A 22,651-nucleotide genomic window follows, 5' to 3' on the forward strand; every position below is an offset into this window, starting at 1 on the left:
AGGTCGCTTAGCTCAGTTGGTAGAGCGCCACCCTTACAAGGTGGATGTCATAAGTTCGAGTCTTATAGTGACCACCATTTTATAAAATCATAAATAGGTTTTATAATCTCTACTTCTTTACTTTGGATGCAGCGGTAGTTCAGCTGGTTAGAATGCCGCCCTGTCACGGCGGAGGTCGCGGGTTCGAGCCCCGTCCGCTGCGCCATCTTGCTTGGTAACAATTTTATAAGTATAATTTGCAAAATAATAAAAAATAGAACTAAGGAAAAAAATGCTTATTATTGGACATAAATTATTAAAAAATTTAGATTTTTCTTTTATTGAAAGTGTTGAAGAAGTTAAAGATAATAAAGTTTATTGTATTGTTTATGATGAAAAATTGATTTCTTATTTAAGTCAAAATGATTTTGAATTTGCTATTTTAGTTCAAAATAAAGATGAGATATTTTTAGCCAATGCTTTAGGAGCTAAGTTTTTGCTTTGTAATGATAAAAAACTTGCAAAATTTGCTAGTAAGGTTGCAGAATTTTATGTTTTTGATAGTAGGGTTTTAATGATTGTTGATAAATTAGAGAATTTTAAAAAATTTTATAAATTAAAAATCGATGGAATTATTTTAAAAGATAATATAGATAATTTTCCTAAAAACTGATAAATTCTTTTGTAAAATAAGTGCTAATTGACGAGGTTTAAATAATGCAAAAAAAATCTTTTTTGAAAATTTACGGATTAATTCCTTTTTTACTTATAGTATTCATCAATGCTTTTGTGGATTTGGGACATAAAATTATTATTCAAAATACTATTTATAAGGCCTATGAAGGAAGTGAGCAGTTATTTTTAAATGCTATAGTTAATGCTTTGATTTTACTTCCTTTTATTCTTATGCTTTCTCCTTCGGGTTTTTTAGCGGATAAATATCCAAAAAATATTGTAATGAAAATTTCAGCAATTTTCAATGTTATACTCACTTTAATAATTTGCATTTGTTACTATAGCGGTGCTTTTTGGATGGCTTTTATTTTTACTTTTATAATGGGAGCACAAGCAGCGATTTATTCACCAAGTAAATACGGTTTTATTAAAGAACTCGTAGGAAAAGACTTTCTTGCTATGGGTAATGGTGTAATTAATGCGGTAAGCATTGTGGCAATCTTAGCGGGAATGGCTTTATTTTCTTTAAGCTTTGAAAGTCTTTATAGTTCTATGTATAATCAAACAGATGAAATTTTAAAAGAAGTAGCACCTTTAGGAATTGTGTTAATTTTATTTTCTTGTATCGAAGTATTTTTTGCATGTCGTTTACCTAAGCTCAAACAAACAAATAAAGATTTAGTTTTTAATAAAAAAGATTATATCCGTGGAAAACTTCTAATAAATAATCTTAAGCTTGTTTTTAAAAATAAAACTATTTGGTTTTGCATAATTGGAATTTCATTTTTTTGGGCTATATCTCAACTTTATCTTGTCAGCTTTCCTGTCTTTGCCAAAAATGAACTTTTCATAGAAAATACTTTTTATGTGCAAATTTCACTCGCTTTTTCTGGTATAGGAGTGATTTTAGGCTCTTTAGTAGCTGGTAAATTTTCAAAAAATTATATAGAACTTGGACTTATTCCACTTGGTGCATCGGGTATGTTTTTAATGGTTTTTTTAATGCCTTGTTTTATAAGTTTATTAAGTTATAGTTTTTTATTTTTCTTTTTTGGATTTTGCGGAGCCCTTTTTATCATTCCTTTAAATACTTTAATCCAATTTCATGCCAAAGAAAATGAATTGGGACAAATTCTTGCAGGAAATAATTTTTTTCAAAATATTGCCATGTTAGGATTTTTACTCTTAGCAACTTTATTTGCAAAATTTGAAATCAATGTGGTTTATTTGTTTTATTTTATTGCTTTAGTAACCTTTATAGGAAGTTTTTATATACTTTTAAAACTTCCCTTTTCTTTAGTGCGTATACTTTTAAGCATAGCTTTTTTACAACGATACCGCTTACTTGTAGAAGGTTTTGAAAATATACCAGAAAAAGGTGGAGCTTTACTTTTGGGTAATCATATTTCTTTTATTGATTGGGCTGTTGTACAAATGGCAATTCCAAGAAAAATTTATTTTGTTATGGAAAGAAGCATTTATTCTAAATGGTATATTAAATTTTTTCTTGATAAATTTGGTATTATTCCTGTATCAAGTACAGGAAGTAAGACGAGTTTAGAACTGATAGCAAAGCATATCAAAGAAGGTAATTTAGTTTGCTTATTTCCTGAAGGTACACTTTCACGACATGGACAATTAAATGAATTTAAAGCAGGATTTGAATTAGCTTGTGAATATTTAAGCGAAGATGATGGAAAAATTATTCCTTTTTATATAAGAGGACTTTGGGGTAGTGCTTTTTCAAGAAGCGATGAAGAATTTTCAGCAAGAAACCGCACTTTAAATAAAAGAAAAATTGCTATAGCTTTTGGTAAAGCTATGCCTTTGCATTCTAAAAAAGATGAAGTTAAAGCTAAAGTTTTTGAACTTTCTTTTATGGCTTGGAAATCACAATGCGAAGCTATGCATACTATAGCAAGAGCTTGGATAGATACAGCTAAAAAAAATCTAAATCAAATAGCTATTATCGATACACTAGCTGGAGATATTTCTTATAGAAAAATGTTGACTCTTAGTTTATTTCTTAATTTTTTTATTAAAAGAAAATCCAAAGAATTAAACATTAACCCTCAGCGTGGAAGTTACGCTCCTAAAGAGGAAGCTATAGGAATTTTACTACCTGCTTCTTTTGCAAGTTCTTTAACCAATCTATCTGTTTTAATCGCAGAAAAAATTGCAGTAAATCTTAATTTCACGGCTGGAGAAAAAGCTCTAAAAGCAGCTATAAAAAATGCGCAAATTTCACAAATTTATACTTCTAAAACTTTTTTAGAAAAATTAGCAAATAAAGGCATAAACCTAAATTTCGATACAAATATACATTTAATTTATTTTGAAGATATTATAGAAGATTTTAAAATGCAAAAAACTAAAATTTTTAGCATGATGTTAGCAGTTAGTATAATGCCTAGTTTTATACTCAAAAGTATCTTCACTCCTTCAAAAAACAATCTTGCCATCGCAGCTATTTTATTTAGCAGTGGAAGCGAGGGGTCTCCAAAAGGTGTTATGCTAAATAACCGTAATATTTTAAGCAATATAGCACAAATTTCTGATGTACTTTGCACAAGAAACAATGATGTTATTCTCTCGTCTTTACCACCTTTTCATGCTTTTGGACTTACCGTAACTACATTTTTGCCTTTGCTTGAAGGTATTAAAAGTATCACTTTTGCAGATCCAACTGATGCCTTAGGGGTTGCCAAAGCTGTTGCTAAAAATAATATCACTATTATGTGTGGAACTTCAACCTTTTTAGGAATTTATGCAAGAAATAAAAAACTTGATGCTTTAATGTTTGAAAGCTTAAGAATAGTTGTATCAGGTGCTGAAAAACTAAAAAATGAAGTAAGAACTGCTTTTGAAATGAAGTTTAAAAAAAGCATTTTTGAAGGTTATGGAGCTACGGAAACTACACCTGTAGCGAGTGTAAATTTACCAAATCGTTTTGATGCGGATTATTGGCTTATACATCGTGCCAATAAAGAAGGAAGTGTAGGAATGCCTCTACCTGGAACTGCAGTGCGTATTGTTGATCCAAATAATTATGAAAATTTAAAAACAAATGAAGATGGACTCATACTTATAGGCGGTCATCAAGTTATGGTAGGCTATCTTAATGACAAAGAAAAAACCGATGAAGTGATTAAAGAAATTGATGGTATAAGATGGTACAACACGGGAGATAAAGGGCATTTAGATAAAGATGGTTTTTTATATATTGTCGATCGTTATTCTCGCTTTGCAAAAATTGGCGGAGAGATGATTTCTTTGGGTGCAATAGAAGAAGAAATTACCAAATTTGTAGACACTGAAGTGGTTAAATTTTGTGCCACATCTTTAGAAGATGAGAAAAAAGGAGAACAAATTGTTTTACTCATAGAGTGTAATAATGAAATTTTTGAAAGAGTATGTGAGGCTATAAAAAATTCTAATATACCTACACTTTTTAAACCTAGATATTATTTTCAAATAGAAAAAATTCCCCTCCTAGGTTCAGGAAAAGTTGATCTAAAGAAAGTTAAAGAATTAGCTAAAAATTTAGCCCTATAATTTGAGCTTATAATAAAGCCCAAATTAAAATTGGCATAGAAACAAAAGCAAAAAGAACTCCAAAGGCTACAGCACTTACGGCTAAATTACTATCTAGTTTAGCTTTCATTACCATAGCTCCTGCTAAAGTCATAGTAGGAGCTGCACTTTCTATAATAGCAACGATGGTAGAATCTTTTAATTCTAAATTAAATATTTTTAAACAAAATACAAAAAATAAAGGAGCTAAAATCATTTTAGCAAAGATGACAATTACTGTAGGTTTGTAAGAGGTTTTAATCGCCATAAAGCCAAGTCCTAAACCTATGGCAAAAAGTGCGACAGGGGTTGCAGAAGCACCAAATAAACGAATAGGAGAGAAAATAAATTCAGGTAAAGTAATCAATTTACACAAAAAACCAAAAAGCAAAGCTAAAAAAGGTGGAAAGCTAAGAATTTTTTTAACATTAGCAAGCAAACTGACTTTTTCTCCATTTCCCAAAGAAAGTATAAAAGGTCCAAAAAGTGATATAGGTAAAGTTGTGGCTAAAGCATCGTAAAATATAACTTCAGCGCTAAATTGCGGGTCATTAAATACACCAGCAACAATAGGCATACCCACAAATATAGTATTTCCAAAACAAGAAAGCAAAAACATACTGACTAAAGTTACTTTAGAAAAATGAAAAACTTTTCCAATAAGAATAGCAAAAAAAGCTGCTAGTATACAGCTAAACAATCCAATAAAAATAAAAATAATCAATGAAAAATCAAAATTTAAATGATATGCTTTATCGAAAATCAAACAAGGTAAAGCAAAAATAATAGCAAAATCTAAAAAAGTCCTAGCTTGTTTTTGCTTTAAAACGCCAATTCTTTTGGCAAAATATCCGCCTGCAAGTAAAATAAAAATTGTAAATAATGGTATAAAAACAAACATTGAATAATCCTTTTTAAGGGATGGTTTTTGAAAACGGATAGAATTATATTCTTTATACTTAAAAAAAATCTTAATATTTTTTAAGTTTTTTAAAAAAACCAATATTTTTTATTTTTTGTAACTTTAAGAAATTGTAAGTTGAAATTTGATTTTGAATAGTTGGTATTTTAAGTTGAATGATTATAATTTTAAATAATGGTGCGGTTTAATCTTAATTAAAATACTATATATTGTATTTAGAATGATATAAAAACAATAAATTAATATAGCTTTTGTTTTTAATTTTTGAATATTTTTAAACTTATTTAGGCGGAGATCATCTACTTTAGTTATTTTTATTTTTAATATTCACGCAATAAGACAGATTTATTTTGAAAGTTTATCTTATTGCTTTTCTTATTTTCACTGTGCATCATTTGAATTTGAAATTATTTTTTTCAATTTCTTTAAGGTTATATAGCGGTTTTTTCACATTTGCACTGATTTTGTATTTTTTAATAATAAGGTTTCAAATAGTTCAGTATCTATAAATATTCAATGGTCAGGATAATCGTTGTAAAAATTGGGATATGTTTGGTGGTGGATGTTGTGATAAGGATAATGTATTTTTAGGACTTGTAGCTTGTAAAGAAGATGAGAAAAAGCTTGCTAAATTAAACGATGCAGGAAAATGTCATGAAGTAGGAACTTATTGTTCTAAAAAGGTTAGTTTAGGTTTTACTAAAATTTGCGTTGAAAAAAAGAAAAGTTTTTGTTGCTTCAATTCTAAATTAGGAAGAATTTTCAATGAACAAGGATGCCCTCAGCTTGGAAAAGGGTGGGGTAGTGAGGAGGGTCCGCAATGCAAAGGCTTCACTCCTGAAGAATTTCAAAAATTAGATTTTAGTGAAATTGATTTAAGTGAGTTCATTGCTGATATTGTAGGAAGTTTTGACACAGGAAAAATACAAGCTGATTCTGTGAAAATACAAGAAAAGATTCAAAACAATATCGAGAATGCAACGAAAAAACCTACAAATTAAAAAAGAAAATAAATTATTAGAAAGGAGAGAAGCTTAGTTAAAAGTTTGTTTGGTGTAAGCCAAAGGGATTGTTCTAAACCCTGCAAAAGCAGGGGATACTCAATAAGCCTTGACATAGCAAAGCATTAAGAGTATAATTATAAGAACAATGTTTAGCAATTTAATCACCGCCTTTCTAGGTTATGATTAATGCCAAAGGTAGCCGCCTTTGGCATCTACCTTTTATAATTATACCAAAAACAAACTCTTTAACTTCTTAAAACAGTCCATGAAAAGATTTTACTTGTTATTCCTTAGCACTTTGTTTTTTACACCTTCATTTTTATTTGGTGCAACTGAAATAGCTAATGGAAATCTAATTTATACTTGGGGTTACGGCGATGTGATGAATGAAATCATGCAAGCGGTTAAAGGAATAACCACTGAAACAAGTTATATCGTTAATGCGGCCTTAGCTATTTCATTATTACTTTTTAGTATTAAAAAAGCAATGGATGGACAAACAAACCCTGTGTTTGAATTTGGAAAAATGTTTGTACTTTTTGCTGTAGTGTGGGTCATGTTTTTAAAAACACCAAATGACAATAATCACCGCTTTATGATTCACGATGAAGTCACTAGTAAAGATTATGTCATTTCTCAAATTCCTATAGGCATAGGAAAAAGCTTTGCATTAATAACACAATTTGAGAAGGTTATCCTAGAAGCTATGGAAAAACATTTTTCAACTCCACAATCTACAAATTTTTCTAACGCAGGTTTAGGTTTTTCACTTCAAGTGATGAGTGCTTTACCAAGCGTAAAGCTTTCGGCTATTGATGCAACTTTACAAAAAAATATTGATTTTTACTTTAGAAACTGCGTTTCAGTAGGTATCTTGCTTAATCAACAAGGTAGAAATCTTTTTCAAAACTCTGATAATTTAATGCAAGATCTTTTCACAAACATAGGCAATGGCTTTCAGCTCACTCCTTTGTTTAAAAATAACAATAATATTGAAGAACAAAGTGTTGTGCCTTGTTCTGATGCAAGTCCTCAAATCGTTGAAATGATTCAAAAAGATACAGATGAAGCTATGAAAATTCATGCTGCTTTGCTTGGTATGGCGAATGATATGGCAAATTATGAGCAAAAGTTCTTAGGCGCTGCACAAATCTATAACAAACAAGCTGTGAGTGCTAGATCTTATTTGCAACAATCCATGATAATGCTTGCTTCTCAAGATGCAATCATTAATACCGCTAAATCAGTAGGTTTAAATCCTGCTTCTGTGGCTGCAAATACTGCTTATGCGGATCAGCAATTTTACGCAAGTATGCAAGCACAAGGACACTTGGCACAAACTTATTTGCCTTTAGCTAAAGCTTATTTAACAGCTATCATCATAGGTTTGTCTTGACTTGTTGCTTTGCTTTCTATTGTGTTTGGCTCTTACGCACATATTAAGATGTTTTTTACTCTATGTATTTGGATAGTGCTTTGGACTCCTATACTTTGTATTATTAATTTTATAAATGATTTTAATCTTATGAATGTTGCGCAAGTAATAACAGGGGAAAAGCAGCTTTAAGCTTAGGAGATAACATGCTTATCTTTAAAGAAGTAGCAAATAGATCAAATTTCATGAATTACCTTGTAATGAGTACTCCTGTTTTAGCTTATGCCATAGCTAAAGCAAGCGAACAAGGATTTGTGAGTTTTGCTTCTGGATTATCTCAAGCTCTAACAGGTGCTTCAAGAACTGCTGGAAGCTTTGCAAATCAGCAAGCCTTATCTACACAAACTAGCATTGCTGCTCCTAGAGGAGATGAAGTTTGGGCTGTGGGTGCAGGGGTAGCATCGCTTCAATATGCAAGAAATATAGATGGTGTGGTTACTAAATTTAATACTCAATCAGTTATGGGTGATAATACAAAGAATTCTGAAACCTCTAATGCAAATATGACAGGAACAAATGTTGATGGTATGATGTCAGGCGCCAAACTTAGCGCAGGAACTATGACAACTGTTAATAGCGTATCTCAAGCAAATTCTGATGCTTGGAATAAAAACTTTAATGATCAATATTCACATATGAGTCAAAGCGGTAGAGCAAGTGCATTTAAATGAAGCTAAAGGATTTATGGAGAAAGGAGATGAAGCATTTAAGAAGGCTTTTGCAAATAATATTGGACAAGAGATTCAAAATAGAACTGATTTAACTAGCGAAGAAAAGGCGGAAATTGCATTAGCAGCTTCTGCTCATGCAGGTTTTAGCGTTCTTGGAAATGGTGCTGAAATTCAATCAAGTGCAAGTTCAAAAAGAGGTATAGGAAATGTTGAAACTTTTTCAGAAGCTCAAAAAGCTGCATATAATGAAATAATGGAAAGAGCTTCTCTTAAAACTCTATCTACCACAAAAGGTATGTCTTCTTGGAGTAATACGCTTTCAGGTGGCGATTCTACAGCTTATTCAAAAATGGTTGGATATGCTCAAAGCTATACCCAAACAGAACAAGGTATTCAATCTGTTAGTACTAATAATATTGACAATACACTTAATGTGGTTGCAAGAGATCTTGCTGCTGGAGATAATAAAGACTTTAGCAATCTTAATACAGCTCAACAAAATGAATACTTTGCAAAAGCAGATAATTATGTATCCGATATGGTTAAGAATGATCCTGCACAACTTGCACAATATAATAGTCAATATGGCGCTCAAAGCATTGTTAGTCCAAATAACACTACTATGCCACACGCTGCAGGTATGAATTTTAAAACCATTGATGGATCAGAAAGAAGTGTTTTAACTCAATCTAATTTAAATCAAGATCAAGTAAATCAAAGTAGTAAAAGAACAAGCAACACTACAACAATGCCAGATAGTCAAGAAGTTAAAAGCGGAGCAACTCACTCACAAATAGCTCAAGATAATAAAAAGGAGGTAATGCTATTAGGGAAACTTCTAAAAATTGGAATCCTATTGGAAAAGATACTCCTTCTATTTAAACAAAAGGCTTTATAGCCTTTTGTTTAAAGATAAAATAGAATCTAAAATAGCACAATTTACAGAAAAAGCTATAAAAAACAACGATAATATAAAAACTAATGCAATAAAAGCAATTACGACAGATTTAACAGTTGTTAATACTCCTAAATAAACTCCAATTAAAATCGAAATTGAAATTAGCAAGAGAAAACATAAGAGAAATAAAATTTTATTAATTATTTTAGTTTCCCTTTTTTCTGTATTTCTGTTTTTTAGAAAAACCATATAAAAACTTAAAATTGAAAAAAACAACACAATAAATATTAAAAAGCTAACAACTAAGTATGTGGAAAGCATAATATTACTCCTTGATTAATAACTTATTCATATTTTTAATAAAATTATACCATATTTTAATCAATTTTGAAAGTATTTTTGCTATAAAATGCCTATTTTTTAGTGGTTTGAAACGGATTTCTTTTTTTATTTAACTATGTCAATTTTTAAGTGCTAATTTTATAAGACTTTATAGCACTATTTGCAAGATCGGCTAAGAATTTGCTTCTATTATCGCTTATTGTATCTATTGCTTCTACTAAGCTTTTAGGCAAGGTAATATTAATTCTAATTTTTGCTTCATTATCAATAGGTTCTTTAATATAATCACCTTTTTCAAGCATAACTTCTAATGCTCCTTTAAATGCTTCTTTGAGATCTTTTAAGGCTTCTATTTCATTTTCACCATCTCCCATAATATAAGGGAAATCTTTATATCTTGCAAAATATCCTCCGCCATCTTTTTCATCAAGTTTTTTTATAATAATTTCATAAGGTAGATTAAGATAGTAATCTAAGTCTTTCATAATTCATTCTCCTGTTATAGCTTTTAAAACCATTTTGACATATATGGCCTTTATAGGGCGTTTAAATGGAATAGCAATAAGATCACATTCTTCTTTTCTGAATTGATAATGTGATCCGCCTTTATTAAAACATTCATAACCTTCGCTTTCTAATAAAATCTTAAGCGTTTCAAAGCGCACATTGTTAGGATTATTTTTTAAATCTTTAATAATTTTATCTTTTTTACTCACTATAATATCCTTATGAGTATGTATTATACACACTTTTTATTAAGTATCACTTATAAACCGATCGCAATTCTTTTAATCTTGTTGTCTTTGTATGTTTAATTGAAAGTATTAAGACTGAGATTATTGAGCTGCGTTTTGAAACGGATTTCTTTTTTATTTGACTTGGAAAAATGAATAAGAATTTGTAGTTTCATGTACTAACAAAGGCAAGGGGCTTTTCTGTCCTGCGGTTTTGTTAAAAATACTTCCATTTTAAACTTAAAAAACCTAAAGTTTAGATATAATCTCACAAAACGCTCACTATGTCGTTTCATAGTTAACCTTGATTGCTAAATTTCCGCCAAGAGTGAAAACTCAAGGCGGATTTTTATTATAGCGAATCTTGTTTTTTGCTTTTCTAATTTTTTGCCAATCTTTTCTATTTTTTTGTAAAAGTATTTTTGCTATGAATTTCTCATAACCGAAAGCCACGTCTCTTTCGGTTAAATGTTTTTTAGTATAAATGTATTAAGCTTAGACTAAGCGTGGTTTTTATAAAATTTTTCAATGGTTATATCAAATGAGCTTGATTATCTCATTAATTAATTCTAAGACAAGAACTAAAAATTCAATGATCTTACTCATCATGTCTCTTTCTTGCAACCGAAAGAGTAGCCATGCCTAATATGCTTTAATTATAGTATTTTTGAATAAATGTTTTATCATCTTATTGATTATTTGTGTGATAGAATTTCCTTTCCGCAAATCAATGTACCTTAATACTTTTAGTCTCTTGTTAATTTTCTTATTTTTGGATATCTTTATAATCAAATACAAAAAACTTCTTATAAAAATAGTTTTTATATTTTTTATTATGTCTTTTTGTGTAAGCATTTAAAATAAACTCCTTAAGCTAATTTCTCCTAACTTTTTAAAACAAAAAATAAAAAGTTAGGAGAAAAGTTAGGGAAAAATTTTTAAAATGGATTTTAACGGAAAAATTTAATTTAGATTTTAGATAGTTTTAAAGTCCTATTTTATAGATATTTTTTAAGTTTTATATTTATGTTAATTTATGTAGTTAGTAGTATAAATGGTGCGGTTAGCGAGATTTGAACTCGCACACGCGGAGCGCACCACCCCCTCAAGATGGCGTGTCTACCAATTCCACCATAACCGCATAGAAAAAAGCCCAAAAAAAGGGCTTTAATAAGTTTTATTGTAAAACTATAAAAGGATTTGCATAAAGTGCTATTAGCGCGATAACAAGAGCATAGATAACTTGTGCTTCAATCATCGCTAAAGCGATAAACATAGTTGTCATTAATTTTGGCCCAAGACCAGGGTTTCTAGCTGTTCCTGCAATTGTTGCCGCTGCAGTATTACCCATACCGATAGCACCACCAAGTGCTGCAACACCAAGACCTAAGCCTGCTGCAAGAACTGAAAATGCTTTAATCCATACATTAATAGCTTCTTGCTCTACTGGAGCATTAGTTTCAGCTGCAAAAGCTACTGCTGCACATGCTAATAATAAAAAAAGAACTTTTTTCATTATCTTAACCTTTCTATAAAAAAAATTTTTTCAATTTTTAAATCAGTTCGGCTTGCGTATCCCTACTTAAGACTTAAAAATAAAGCCGAATTATAACCAAAAGTATCTTTATTTTTATTGAAATTTACAAAAATTCACATTTTTGATTTAAATTTGATTGTTTTCAATAAAGCTTAAAAGTTTTTTTGCTTTAATAATATTTTAAAATAATTTTTAAGTTAAGGTTGTAACATTGAGTTCTAAATTTTCAAAAATAGGTTTCATTTTAGCGGTAGCAGGTTCAGCAGTGGGCTTGGGTAATGCTTGGAAATTTCCAACACTAGTAGGTCAAAGTGGTGGATCTGCTTTTATTTTGCTTTATATAATTCTTACTTTGGGTGTAGGTTTTGTGATATTTTTAGCTGAGCTTAGCATAGGAAAAATTAGTGAAAAAGATCCGGTTAATGCCTATGAAAAGTTAGCACCTTCAAATAAAAAAGCTTGGTCTTATGTTGGTTTTACTATGATAGGGGCGATTTTAATAGTTTCTTTTTATACCTTGGTGATTGGTTGGATAGTTAAATATGTGTTTTTAAGTATCACTGGAAATTTGCCTATGGATCTAGAAGTAAGTAAAGCGCAGTTTGGATTTTTTACAAGCGAGGATTTTTTAAGTCAGTTTATTTGTTTTACTTTGGTTTTTTTATGTGTTTTTTATATTGTTTCTAAAGGTGTTAAGAATGGGATTGAAAAGTTAAATGTTTGGATGATGCCTTCATTATTTATTTTACTAATCTTGATGCTTGTTTATGCTATTAGTAAAGATGGTTTTATGATGGCGGTTAAATTTCTTTTTGTGCCTGATTTTTCCAAAATCAACACTTCAAATGTTCTTGAAGCTTTAGGACTTGCCTTTTTTAGTCTTTCTTTGGGTGTTGGGACGATTATTACTTATTCTGCTAGTCTGCCTGATAAAACTAATTTTATTACCAGTACTTTAAATATTATTTTTATCAATCTTTTAGTTGGTCTATTAATGGGTTTGGTTGTTTTCACTTTTATCTTTGAATTTGGTTACAATCCTAATCAGCAAGGACCAGGACTTGTTTTTATTTCCTTGGCTACTTTATTTGAAAAAATTGGGGTGATCGGTTGTATTTTTGGAGCAGCGTTTTTTATTTCTTTAATCTTTGCTGGTATTACTTCAGCTGTTTCAATGATAGAGCCTTTTGCTTTTTATCTTATTAATACTTTTGGTATGAGCCGTAAAAAAGCTTTGATTTTAATAGGAATTGTTGTTTATATTTTAGGAATGTTGTGTATTTTATCTTCTTTAAAAAGTACTCAGTTTGGATTTTTTGGAATGAGTTTTTTTGATTTGCTTGATAGTATTTCAAGTAAGGTTATTATGCCTTTAGGTGGAATTTTGGCAGCTATTTTTGTGGGATTTGTGATGAAAAAAGAAGCTTTAAAAATTTTATTTGAACCTTATATGAGGGGTATATTTTTTGAACTTTGGTATGTGTTTTTGAGATTTATTTCCCCTTTGGCTGTTGTTATAGTTATGATAGCCGCTTTTTTAAAGTGAGTTTGAAAAATAATGAGAACATATTTTTCAAAAATCGGTTTTGTATTGGCTGTTGCTGGTGGAGCTGTTGGTTTAGGTAATGCTTGGAAATTCCCAACTTTAAGCGCAGAAAATGGCGGTTTTGTTTTTGTGCTTTTATATTTGTTTTTTACTTTAACTATAGGATTTAGTATTTTTTTAGCTGAAGTGGCTATGGGACGTTTAAGTAAAAGTGATCTTGCAAATGCTTATTCAAATCTTGCCATAAAATATGGCAATAGATGGCGATATGGTGGCGTTTTTATGTTAGGTGGTATTTTTGTCCTCTCTTTTTATCTAGTTATCATGGGATGGGTTTTAAAATATACTGTAGTTAGTCTTTATTATCTTCCCAAAACTTTAGATGAAGCAGCAAGTAATTTTCAGAATTTAATTACTACAAATTTGACAAGTTCTGTTTTTTTCTTCACTTTATCTTTTTTTCTTACTTTATTAATAGTATCTAAAGGTTTAATCAAAGGGATTGAAAAATTAAATGTTGTTATAATGCCTAGCTTGTTCTTAATGCTTGTTTTTATGTTGTTTTATTGCATGGGATTTAAGCAAGGTTTTGCAAATGCTTTTTCTTATTTATTTTATCCTGATTTTTCACATTTTAAATTTAGCTCTATTGCCGAAGCTTTAGGGCTTGCATTTTTTACCTTATGCTTGGGAATAGGTTGTATAGTTACATATTCATCAGCCTTGGATAAAAAAACAAATTTTATAAAAAGTTCAGTGTATATTGTTTTGATTAACTTATTGATTTCTTTTATCATGGGACTTATTGTTTTTACTTTTATCTTTGAATTTGGAGCCGATCCGCATACTCAAGGAGCAGGAATTGTTTTTGTATCCTTGATGAGTTTGTTTAATCAACTTGGAGCTTTAGGCTATATTTTTGCATTTTGTTTTTTCTTAGCACTTTTTTTTGCTGGTATTACTTCAGCTGTTTCAATGATAGAGCCTTTAACTTTTTATATGATTAATAACTATCAAATTTCTCGTGTTAAAGCTCTATTTTTAATAGGTTTATTTGTTTTTGTTTTTGGAATTTGTTGTATCTTGTCATTAAATTTAAATTTTTTTTCTATGTTTAGTTTTTTTGGAAAAGATTTTTTTACTTTATTGGATAAATTAACTTCAAATTTTTTACTTCCACTTGGTGCTATAGTATGCTCTATATTTGTAGGTTTTTTTATGAATAAAAAACAAATTTATAAAATTTTTTCTAAATTTATAAGTAGAAAAATTTTCTTAATTTGGTTGTTTTTTATTCGTTTTATATCGCCTATAGCAATAATTTTGGTAATGTGTTATCAAATTTTTGTATAATAATGAAAAAATATTTTTTTTAAGGAAAAATAATGGCTAAAAAATTCATCGATGTAATGGATACAAGCTTTAGAGATGGTTTTCAGTCCGTTTATGGGGCTAGGGTTTTAATGGATGATTTTTTTCCTGCAGTAGAAGCAGCAAAAGAAGCAGGCATTACACATTTTGAATTTGGCGGTGGTGCTAGATTTCAAAGCTTGTATTTTTATCTTAATGAAGATGCTTTTGCCATGATGGATAGATTTAGAGCTATTGTAGGAAAAGATGCCAATCTTCAAACTTTAGCAAGAGGGGTCAATACCGTTACTTTAGACACTGGAAGTAGTGAGCTTATTGATTTGCATGCAAAACTTTTTGCAAAACACGGTACTACAACGATAAGAAATTTTGATGCCCTTAATGATGTAAATAATTTAAAATTTAGTGGTGAATGTATAGTAAAATATGGGTTAAAGCATGAAATTACTATCACTTTAATGGATTTACCGCCAAATTGTAAAGGTGCCCATGATGTGCCTTTTTATGAAAAAATTTTAAAAGAAATTTTAGCAGCAGAAATTCCTTTTCATAGTATTTGTTTCAAAGATGCAAGTGGAACTTCTAATCCAAATAAAATTTATGAAACCATTAAAATGGCTAGAAAAATTTTACCTCAAGATACACACATTAGGCTTCATACGCATGAAACTGCAGGAGTGAGTATAGCTTGCTATCTTGCAGCACTTGAAGCAGGTGTTGATGGTATCGATTTGGCTGCAGCTCCTGTAAGTGGTGGAACTTCTCAGCCTGATATTTTAACCATGATGCATGCCTTAAAAGGTAAAGATTATGATTTAGGTGGATTTGAAGAAGAAAAAATTCTAAAATACGAAGAAGTTTTAAAAGATTGTTTAAAAGAGTATTTTTTACCCCCTGAAGCTACTATGGTAAATCCACTTATTCCTTTTTCTCCTATGCCAGGAGGAGCTTTAACGGCAAATACACAAATGATGAGGGATAATAATATTTTAGATAAATTTCCACAGGTCATTCATGCTATGAGAGAAGTTGTAGAAAAAGGTGGATTTGGTACTTCGGTTACTCCAGTTTCTCAATTTTATTTTCAACAAGCATTTAATAATGTTATGTTTGGGCCTTGGAAAAAAATCGCAGAAGGTTATGGAAAAATGGTGCTTGGTTATTTTGGAAAAACTCCTGTTGCACCCGATACAAATATTGTTGAACTTGCTTCAAAACAACTTAATTTAGAACCTACTACAGAGCTTGCTATAAATATAGCTGATAAAGATGAGGGTAAAAGTATAGCTTATACCAAAACCTTACTTGAAAAAGAGGGTATAGAAACGAGTGAAGAAAATATATTTATTGCAGCAGCTTGTAAAGAAAAAGGTATAGCATTTTTAAAAGGAGAGGCAAAGGTAAATATACGCAAATTAGCCAGTATGCCAAAACCTATGAGTGTAGATGAAAACAAATTTACCGTAGCTGTAAATGGTAATAAATATCATGTAGAAGTAAGCTATGGCTTTGATAAAGATGTTAATGTTAAGAGTGTAAAAAAAGTAGAAGAAAATAAAAATATTATTTCTTCAAATTCGACAAGTTCTGTAGATGCTGAAAATGAAGTTTTAGCAGGTATTTCGGGTAATGTTTTTAAAATTTATGTTAACGAAGGCGAAGAAGTAAAATCAGGTCAAGCTATCATGGTTTTAGAAGCAATGAAAATGGAGATTGAGGTTAATGCTCCAAAAGATGGAATTATTTCAGAGCTTTGTATTAAAATAGGCGATACTGTTAATGAAGGCGAAGTATTAGCTATTTACAAGAATTAAAGTGAGGGAAAAATGAAAAAATTTGATAATTTAGGTTTAGATAACATAAAGGAAATTTTTCATAATTTAAGTTATGATGAATTAAATGCTCATGAAAAAGCAAATAATGAAGGTTTAAGCACGGATAATGATACTTTTTGTGTGGATACGGGAATTTTTACAGGTAGAAGTCCTAAAGATAAATATTTTGTAAAACAAGATCCATCTAGTAAATATATAGCTTGGGGGAAGATAAACCAGCCTATTACAAAAGAATTATTTGATAAGCTTTTGACCAAAGCAAAGCAAGAGTTAAGTGGAAAGAAAATTTATGTTCAAGATGCTTTTTGCGGTGCTTCTTTGCAAAGTCGCAAAGCAGTAAGATTTGTTACTGAAATTGCATGGCAAGCGCATTTTGTTAAAAATATGTTTATTCGCCCAAGTCAAGAGGAACTTGAGAATTTTAAAGCAGATTTTATTGTTTATAATGCTTGCAAATGTATCAATGAAGATTATAAACAAGATGGTTTAAATTCAGAGGTTTTTGTGATCTTTAATGTTGAAGAAAATATAGCGGTTATTGGTGGAACTTGGTATGGTGGAGAAATGAAAAAAGGTATTTTTTCTATGATGAATTATTGGCTGCCACTAGAAAATAAACTTTCTATGCATTGTAGCGCAAATGTCGGAGAAAAAGACGATGTGGCACTTTTCTTTGGACTTAGCGGTACAGGAAAAACTACGCTTTCAACCGATCCAAAAAGAAGACTCATAGGTGATGATGAGCATGGCTGGGATGATGAAGGTGTATTTAATTTTGAGGGCGGTTGTTATGCAAAAACAATCAATCTTGATCCTGAGCATGAGCCTGAAATTTATGGAGCTATTAAAAGAAATGCACTTTTAGAAAATGTAGTTTTAAGAGCTGATAAGAGTGTTGATTATGCTGATGCTTCAAAAACAGAAAATACGAGAGTTTCTTATCCTATAGAGCATATTGAAAATCATGAGCCTAGCTTAAAAGCAGGGCATCCAAAAAATATTATATTTTTAAGTGCAGATGCTTTTGGAATTTTGCCTCCGGTGAGTAAATTAAGTAAAGAGCAAGCTATGTATTATTTTTTAAGCGGTTATACAGCAAAAGTAGCTGGAACTGAGCGTGGTATAACAGAGCCTCAAGCAACTTTTTCAGCTTGCTTTGGAGAACCTTTTATGCCTTTGCATCCAACGGTTTATGCGAGATTGCTTGGTGAAAAGATTGAAAAACATGAAGTTAATGTTTATCTTGTTAATACGGGTTGGAGCGGTGGGAGTTACGGTGTAGGTAAAAGAATGAGTATTAAGGCTACTAGGGCTTGCATTAATGCTATTTTAGATGGGAGTATTGCAAAATGCGAATTTGAAAATTTTGAAGTGTTTAATTTAGCTATTCCAAAAGCTTTAGAAGGTGTAGAAAGCACGCTTTTAAATCCTATAAATACTTGGTTAGATAAAAATGCCTATGCTGAAACAAGAGATAAGCTAGCACATATGTTTGTGCAAAATTTCAAACGCTATGAAGATGTCAAAGAAGGTATTGAATTTAGCAAATTTGGACCAAAAATTTAAGGTATTTAAATGAAAAATGAAATGTGGTCAGGACGCTTTAGCAGTGCAAGCGATGAGCTTTTAAAAGAATTTAATGCGAGTTTAAATGTAGATAAAACTTTGTTTAATGAAGATATACAAGGATCTATAGCGCATGCTACAATGCTTGAAAGTTGTGGTATTTTAAAAAAAGAAGAATTAGATGCTATTATAAAAGGCTTAGAACAAGTTAAAAGTGAAATAGAGCAAGGTAAATTTGTTTTTGATATCAAAGATGAAGATATACATATGGCTATAGAAAAGCGTTTAAGCGAGATCATAGGCAGTGAAATTGGTGGAAGACTTCATACTGCAAGAAGTAGAAATGACCAAGTGGCTACTGATTTTAAACTTTTTGTAAAAAAATCTCATATTGAACTTATAAAGCTTTTAAAAGAATTGATTCAAACCATGCTCGAATATGCTAAAGTGCATAAAAAAACTATTATGCCAAGCTTTACACATTTACAACACGCTCAGCCTGTGAGTTTTTCTTTTTATATTTTAGCTTATGCTTTTATGTTAATGCGAGATGTTAAGCGTTTGCAAAATAGCCTAGAACTTGCAGACTTTTTGCCACTTGGATCTTGTGCATGTGCAGGAACAAGCTATGCTACCAATCGTGAGTTGAGTGCTAAAATTTTAGGATTTAAAGATATTATGCCAAATGCTATGGATGGAGTGAGTGATAGGGATTTTGCTCTTGATTTGCTTTATGATATAGCAGTTATTTTTACACACACTTCAAGACTTTGTGAGGAAATGATTTTATTTTCAAGCTCAGAATTTTCTTTTATAACCATAAGTGATAGTTTTTCAACGGGAAGTTCTATTATGCCTCAGAAAAAAAATCCCGATGTTTGTGAGCTTATACGTGGAAAAACAGGGCGTGTTTATGGAAATTTAATTTCTCTTTTAACTATAATGAAAGCTTTACCTTTAGCTTATAATAAAGATATGCAAGAAGATAAAGAGGGGATTTTTGATAGTGTAAAAACCGCTAAAGATAGCTTAATTATCTTAAATGCAATGTTAAAAGAAATACAAATCAACAAAGAAAATATGCTTAATGCTTGTAAAAAAGGTCATATGTTGGCTACCGATTTGGCAGATTATTTGGTGCGTGAAAAAAATATTCCTTTTAGAAAAGCACATTTTATAGTGGGAAATGTTGTTGCACAAGCTGAAGTACAAGGCATTGATATAAGTGAAATTAAAGATCTTTCAAAAATAGATCCTGTATTTGATGAAAAAGCTATGGAACTTTTAAATTTTGAATTTTCTTTAAATTCTAAGCAAAGTGAAGGCTCAAGTTCTATTGCAAGCGTAGAAAAGCAAATTCAAATTTTGGAAGGTTTTATTCAAAATTTATAAATATTATTTAGGCTATTTTGCCTAAACATTGAATCTAAAATGCATTACATCGCCATCTAAAACGATATAGTCTTTTCCTTCAAGGCGTAGCTTTCCTGCTTCTTTGGCGCCATTTTCGCCTTTGTATTGGATATAATCTTCATAGGAAATAACTTCAGCTTTTATAAAGCCTTTTTCAAAGTCATTGTGAATTACACTTGCTGCTTTTGGTGCTTTCCAGCCTTTTTTGATTGTCCAAGAACGCACTTCAACTACACCAGCGGTAAAATAACTGATCAGTCCAAGCTTAGCAAAAGCAGTGCGTATGATTTGATCAAGACCGCTTTCGTTAACTCCTAGAGAACTTAAAAATTCATGACTTTCTTCATCGCTTAATCCTACTAATTCTTCTTCGATTTTTGCACAAAGCTTGATAACTTCATGATCATTTTTTTTAGCATATTCTTTTAAAGCTTTTACATAATCATTATCTTCACTAATACCATTTTCATCAACATTTGCACCATAAATCACTTCTTTAGCAGAAAGCAGTCTTAATTCTTTAATTAAGGCTTGATAAATTTCACTTTCTTTTTCAGGGTAAGAGCTTGCAGCTAAGCCTTTGTTTAAATGATCAAGTAAGGAATTTGCAAGTTCGAGACTTTCTTTAGCGCCCTTTTGATTAGCTTTGGCTTCTTTGGTGAGTTTTTCTATTTTTTTACTAAGTTGCTCAATATCTGCTAAAATAAGCTCTGTATTGATAATTTCTATATCACGTAAAGGATCAACTCCACCTTCAACATGGGTAATATTTTCTTCATCAAAACAACGTACTATATGCAAAATAACCTCAGTTTCACGTATATTTGAAAGAAATTTATTTCCCAAGCCTTCTCCTTTACTTGCACCTTTAACAAGCCCAGCGATATCTACAAATTCTATTAAAGAATGCATAATTCTTTCAGGTTTTACTATTTTAGCAAGTTCATTAAGTCTTAAATCAGGAACTTCAACCATGGCTTTATTAGGCTCTATGGTGCAGAAAGGATAGTTTGCGCTTTGGGCATTTTGTGCTTTAGTTAAAGCATTAAAAGTCGTTGATTTGCCAACATTTGGAAGTCCTACTATACCTACACTTAAACTCATTTAGCTTTCCTTAAAATTTGAATTAAATAATTAACGCACATTCTAACTCCAGCTCCACCTGCGCCAAAACTAGAATATCCCCAAGATTTTTCTGTATAAGCAGGTCCTGCTATGTCAAGATGTAGCCATTTGTCTTTATATTCTTTACGAATAAATTTATCTAAAAATAATCCTGCGGTAATTGCACCTCCGTAGCGACTAGAGGCAGTGTTGCTAACATCGGCAATATTTGATTTTATAAGTTCTCTTAAGTGAGGGTTGAAGTGTAAGATTGTAGTATATTCTCCACTTTTTTTAGAGCTTAGATAAAAATCATTTTGCAATTCTTCATTATTTCCCATAATAGCACTTGTAAATTCTCCAAGTCCTATAACACAAGCTCCAGTAAGAGTTGCCATATCGATAAGTAAATCAGGTTTTAAATCCTGTGCAAAAGAAAGGCAATCAGCTAAAACTAAGCGTCCTTCTGCATCTGTATTTCTTACTTCTATGCTTATACCTTCGCGACTGATTAAAATATCATCGGGTTTGTAAGCATTGCCACCTATCATATTTTCAGTTGCACCTAAAATACAATGCACTTCTAAATCTAAAGCAAGTTCGGCTACGGCTTTTATGATTCCCATTGCTGCTGCTGCACCGCTTTTATCAGCTTTCATTGTAAGCATAAAATCAGCTGGTTTTAAGCTTAATCCACCGCTATCGTAAGTTAAGCCTTTTCCAACAAATACAACACATTTTTTTGCATTTTTGGCTTTATAGCTTAGATGAATGAGGCGTGGTGGGTGTACCGAGGCGCGATTTACTGCTAAAAAGGCATTCATTTTTTCTTTAGCTAAAAATTTTTCATCATAAATTTTACAAGTGATGTTTTTATTTTCTTTAGCTAAATTTTGTGCATCTTCTGCCATTTTTAAAGGGGTGTAAATTTCAGGAATTTCATTGACTATATTTTTGGTAAAATTTGTAGCATTGGCTAAAATTTCTCCACGCTCTAAACCTATCTTAGCTTCATCTTTATTAAATTTCTTACCATTTAATTCTTCGCTTGAAATAATAAATCTTTCTAAAGTACTTGTTTTTTTCTCACTTTTATATTTGTCAAATTTATAAGCTCCAAAAAGTACGCCTTCAACTAAAGATGCAAAACTTCTAACTACACAATCTCCTATTATGCTAGAAAGTTTTACGCTTTTAATATTAAGTTTCTCAAGAGTTTTATATGCTGTGCAAAGACTTAATCTTATATCCTCATAAGCCAGACTTTTAAGCTCTAAATAAAGCTTTTTATTGTTTAAGTCCAATAAAACACCTTCGCCTTTGTAATTATTAAGTTTAAAAAAATCTTTTTCTTTGTTGAAATTTTTTAAATTTTTATCCTGTATAAAAACAAGTTCAAAGTCTGCTTTTATAGCATCTAGTTTTTTATCGTTTAATTCAAATTTCATGATTTTTTCCTTTTATCTTTAAGTATAGCTTTTTCCATTTGTTTAAAACCAAATAATAAAAGGGATAAAAAAGCTATAATAATAATGGCTGCATAATACCAATGTTCTTCAGCCCAAGTCACCATCTTCCAAATTTGTTCTCCAAAATACCAAGCTAAAAGTATAGTGATTGATGCCCAAACCCAAGCACTAAAAAGATTGATAATAGCAAATTTTTTTGCACTATAACGCGTGATTCCTATACTCATAGGTATAATGGTTCTAAAGCCATACATATAGCGTTGTATAAAAATAATAGGCCAACCAAAACGTTGTAAAAGTAGGTGTGCTACTGCAAATTTACGCCTTTGAGTTTTTAATTTTTTTTGTATGTAGCGTTTATTATATCTTCCTATATAGAAATAAATTTGATCGCCTACAAAACCGCCAAGACCTGCTATAAATATAACAAAGCCTAAATTTACATGTCCTTGATGGGCAAAAATACCTGCTAAAATTAAAGCTAACTCTCCTTCTAAAATACACCATAAAAAAATAATAATATAAGCTAGATCTTTGTATTGGTAAAGTAAATTTTTTAAAAATTCTTCCATTTGTA

The 22,651-nt window shown here is 30.7% G+C and carries 17 protein-coding genes, 3 tRNA genes and 1 pseudogene; 13 read left to right on the forward strand and 8 right to left on the reverse strand.

The annotated features are described in order from the left end of the window. The first annotated feature begins 1 nt into the window (after position 1). The 4 genes from AJN56_RS07575 (at position 2) to AJN56_RS07590 (ending at position 4,209) form a co-directional block, all read left to right on the forward strand. Positions 2 to 77: transfer RNA gene (locus tag AJN56_RS07575), tRNA-Val, on the forward strand. A gap of 51 nt (positions 78 to 128) precedes the next feature. Then, positions 129 to 205 (forward strand) — tRNA-Asp (locus AJN56_RS07580). Between the two features lie 66 nt (positions 206 to 271). Continuing rightward, positions 272 to 652: a hypothetical protein gene (locus AJN56_RS07585; RefSeq protein WP_002853267.1), complete on the forward strand. Its 381-nt coding sequence runs from the start codon at positions 272 to 274 to the stop codon at positions 650 to 652. A 44-nt stretch (positions 653 to 696) separates the two neighbouring features. After that, positions 697 to 4,209 carry an acyl-[ACP]--phospholipid O-acyltransferase gene (locus AJN56_RS07590; RefSeq protein ID WP_002869369.1) on the forward strand — a complete coding sequence of 1,171 codons (3,513 nt, stop codon included), beginning with the start codon at positions 697 to 699 and terminating at the stop codon, positions 4,207 to 4,209. A gap of 7 nt (positions 4,210 to 4,216) precedes the next feature. Here AJN56_RS07590 and AJN56_RS07595 read toward each other — a convergent pair whose 3' ends face one another. After that, entirely contained in the window at positions 4,217 to 5,128 is a 912-nt protein-coding gene (locus tag AJN56_RS07595; protein WP_002853470.1) for an AEC family transporter, read from the reverse strand. A gap of 530 nt (positions 5,129 to 5,658) precedes the next feature. Here AJN56_RS07595 and traN point away from each other — a divergent pair. From traN to AJN56_RS08930, 4 genes and pseudogenes are all read left to right on the forward strand, one after another. Beyond that, positions 5,659 to 6,150, forward strand: a complete 492-nt coding sequence (traN, locus tag AJN56_RS07600; RefSeq protein ID WP_257044002.1) for a conjugal transfer protein TraN — start codon at positions 5,659 to 5,661, stop codon at positions 6,148 to 6,150. A 268-nt stretch (positions 6,151 to 6,418) separates the two neighbouring features. Beyond that, positions 6,419 to 8,259 (forward strand): annotated as a pseudogene (locus tag AJN56_RS08925) (conjugal transfer protein TraG N-terminal domain-containing protein). A gap of 13 nt (positions 8,260 to 8,272) precedes the next feature. Next, entirely contained in the window at positions 8,273 to 9,157 is an 885-nt protein-coding gene (locus AJN56_RS07615; RefSeq protein ID WP_011812748.1) for a hypothetical protein, read from the forward strand. A 4-nt stretch (positions 9,158 to 9,161) separates the two neighbouring features. Continuing rightward, entirely contained in the window at positions 9,162 to 9,293 is a 132-nt protein-coding gene (locus AJN56_RS08930) for a hypothetical protein (RefSeq protein ID WP_002853808.1), read from the forward strand. Positions 9,294 to 9,624: 331 nt separating this feature from the next. On the opposite strand, the gene AJN56_RS07625 is transcribed toward AJN56_RS08930, so the two are convergent. The 4 genes from AJN56_RS07625 to AJN56_RS07645 all read right to left on the reverse strand — a co-directional run bounded on the left by AJN56_RS07625 (position 9,625) and on the right by AJN56_RS07645 (position 11,749). Then, positions 9,625 to 9,984, reverse strand: coding sequence for a type II toxin-antitoxin system HicB family antitoxin (locus tag AJN56_RS07625; protein WP_002779573.1), 360 nt, complete (start codon positions 9,982 to 9,984; stop codon positions 9,625 to 9,627). 3 nt (positions 9,985 to 9,987) lie between these two features. Then, positions 9,988 to 10,215 carry a type II toxin-antitoxin system HicA family toxin gene (locus AJN56_RS07630; protein ID WP_002869367.1) on the reverse strand — a complete coding sequence of 76 codons (228 nt, stop codon included), beginning with the start codon at positions 10,213 to 10,215 and terminating at the stop codon, positions 9,988 to 9,990. A 1,073-nt stretch (positions 10,216 to 11,288) separates the two neighbouring features. Beyond that, positions 11,289 to 11,374: transfer RNA gene (locus AJN56_RS07640), tRNA-Leu, on the reverse strand. Positions 11,375 to 11,410: 36 nt separating this feature from the next. Beyond that, the gene (locus AJN56_RS07645) at positions 11,411 to 11,749 is read right to left on the reverse strand and encodes a F0F1 ATP synthase subunit C (protein ID WP_002853683.1); all 339 of its coding nucleotides are present in this window, start codon (positions 11,747 to 11,749) and stop codon (positions 11,411 to 11,413) included. A gap of 232 nt (positions 11,750 to 11,981) precedes the next feature. On the opposite strand from AJN56_RS07645, the gene AJN56_RS07650 reads away from it, so the two are divergent. Genes AJN56_RS07650 through argH form a run of 5 tightly spaced genes read left to right on the forward strand, consistent with a single transcriptional unit; the run spans position 11,982 to position 19,480 of the window. Beyond that, positions 11,982 to 13,316 (forward strand): sodium-dependent transporter, encoded by a 1,335-nt coding sequence (locus AJN56_RS07650; protein ID WP_002853878.1) that lies wholly within the window; start codon positions 11,982 to 11,984, stop codon positions 13,314 to 13,316. A 12-nt stretch (positions 13,317 to 13,328) separates the two neighbouring features. Next, complete coding sequence (locus AJN56_RS07655) at positions 13,329 to 14,669, forward strand: sodium-dependent transporter (protein WP_002853706.1); 1,341 nt, start codon at positions 13,329 to 13,331, stop codon at positions 14,667 to 14,669. A 32-nt stretch (positions 14,670 to 14,701) separates the two neighbouring features. Next, positions 14,702 to 16,501 (forward strand): biotin/lipoyl-containing protein, encoded by a 1,800-nt coding sequence (locus tag AJN56_RS07660; RefSeq protein ID WP_002869159.1) that lies wholly within the window; start codon positions 14,702 to 14,704, stop codon positions 16,499 to 16,501. A gap of 12 nt (positions 16,502 to 16,513) precedes the next feature. Next, a complete protein-coding gene (pckA, locus tag AJN56_RS07665) occupies positions 16,514 to 18,088 on the forward strand; it encodes a phosphoenolpyruvate carboxykinase (ATP) (RefSeq protein ID WP_002856033.1) in 1,575 nt (524 codons plus the stop codon). Positions 18,089 to 18,097: 9 nt separating this feature from the next. Beyond that, positions 18,098 to 19,480, forward strand: coding sequence for an argininosuccinate lyase (argH, locus tag AJN56_RS07670; RefSeq protein ID WP_002869160.1), 1,383 nt, complete (start codon positions 18,098 to 18,100; stop codon positions 19,478 to 19,480). 21 nt (positions 19,481 to 19,501) lie between these two features. Here the strand turns inward: argH and ychF are convergent, their stop codons facing one another. The 3 genes from ychF to AJN56_RS07685 are packed head-to-tail and all read right to left on the reverse strand — an operon-like array spanning position 19,502 to position 22,646. Then, positions 19,502 to 20,605: a redox-regulated ATPase YchF gene (gene ychF / locus AJN56_RS07675; RefSeq protein WP_002869161.1), complete on the reverse strand. Its 1,104-nt coding sequence runs from the start codon at positions 20,603 to 20,605 to the stop codon at positions 19,502 to 19,504. After that, complete coding sequence (locus AJN56_RS07680) at positions 20,602 to 22,053, reverse strand: leucyl aminopeptidase (RefSeq protein ID WP_002869162.1); 1,452 nt, start codon at positions 22,051 to 22,053, stop codon at positions 20,602 to 20,604. Before AJN56_RS07680 ends, ychF begins: the two co-directional genes overlap by 4 nt. Further along, a complete protein-coding gene (locus tag AJN56_RS07685) occupies positions 22,050 to 22,646 on the reverse strand; it encodes a DedA family protein (RefSeq protein WP_002854047.1) in 597 nt (198 codons plus the stop codon). The genes AJN56_RS07680 and AJN56_RS07685 overlap by 4 nt, the downstream gene beginning before the upstream one ends. Between the last annotated feature and the right edge of the window lie 5 nt (positions 22,647 to 22,651).

The sequence above is a fragment of the Campylobacter sp. BCW_4319 genome (genome assembly GCF_001764435.1).
In the GTDB taxonomy this organism is placed as follows: Bacteria; Campylobacterota; Campylobacteria; order Campylobacterales; family Campylobacteraceae; genus Campylobacter_D; species Campylobacter_D jejuni.

Bases quoted from the DNA above. Each gene is read 5' to 3' on its own strand.
- AJN56_RS07625 (WP_002779573.1), bottom strand. From the start codon at position 9,984: ATGAAAGACTTAGATTACTATCTTAATCTACCTTATGAAATTATTATA.
- AJN56_RS07590 (WP_002869369.1), top strand. From the start codon at position 697: ATGCAAAAAAAATCTTTTTTGAAAATTTACGGATTAATTCCTTTTTTA.
- AJN56_RS07615 (WP_011812748.1), top strand. From the start codon at position 8,273: ATGGAGAAAGGAGATGAAGCATTTAAGAAGGCTTTTGCAAATAATATT.
- AJN56_RS07645 (WP_002853683.1), bottom strand. From the start codon at position 11,749: ATGAAAAAAGTTCTTTTTTTATTATTAGCATGTGCAGCAGTAGCTTTT.
- AJN56_RS07660 (WP_002869159.1), top strand. From the start codon at position 14,702: ATGGCTAAAAAATTCATCGATGTAATGGATACAAGCTTTAGAGATGGT.
- AJN56_RS07585 (WP_002853267.1), top strand. From the start codon at position 272: ATGCTTATTATTGGACATAAATTATTAAAAAATTTAGATTTTTCTTTT.
- AJN56_RS07595 (WP_002853470.1), bottom strand. From the start codon at position 5,128: ATGTTTGTTTTTATACCATTATTTACAATTTTTATTTTACTTGCAGGC.
- AJN56_RS07685 (WP_002854047.1), bottom strand. From the start codon at position 22,646: ATGGAAGAATTTTTAAAAAATTTACTTTACCAATACAAAGATCTAGCT.
- AJN56_RS07655 (WP_002853706.1), top strand. From the start codon at position 13,329: ATGAGAACATATTTTTCAAAAATCGGTTTTGTATTGGCTGTTGCTGGT.
- AJN56_RS07680 (WP_002869162.1), bottom strand. From the start codon at position 22,053: ATGAAATTTGAATTAAACGATAAAAAACTAGATGCTATAAAAGCAGAC.
- argH (WP_002869160.1), top strand. From the start codon at position 18,098: ATGAAAAATGAAATGTGGTCAGGACGCTTTAGCAGTGCAAGCGATGAG.
- ychF (WP_002869161.1), bottom strand. From the start codon at position 20,605: ATGAGTTTAAGTGTAGGTATAGTAGGACTTCCAAATGTTGGCAAATCA.
- pckA (WP_002856033.1), top strand. From the start codon at position 16,514: ATGAAAAAATTTGATAATTTAGGTTTAGATAACATAAAGGAAATTTTT.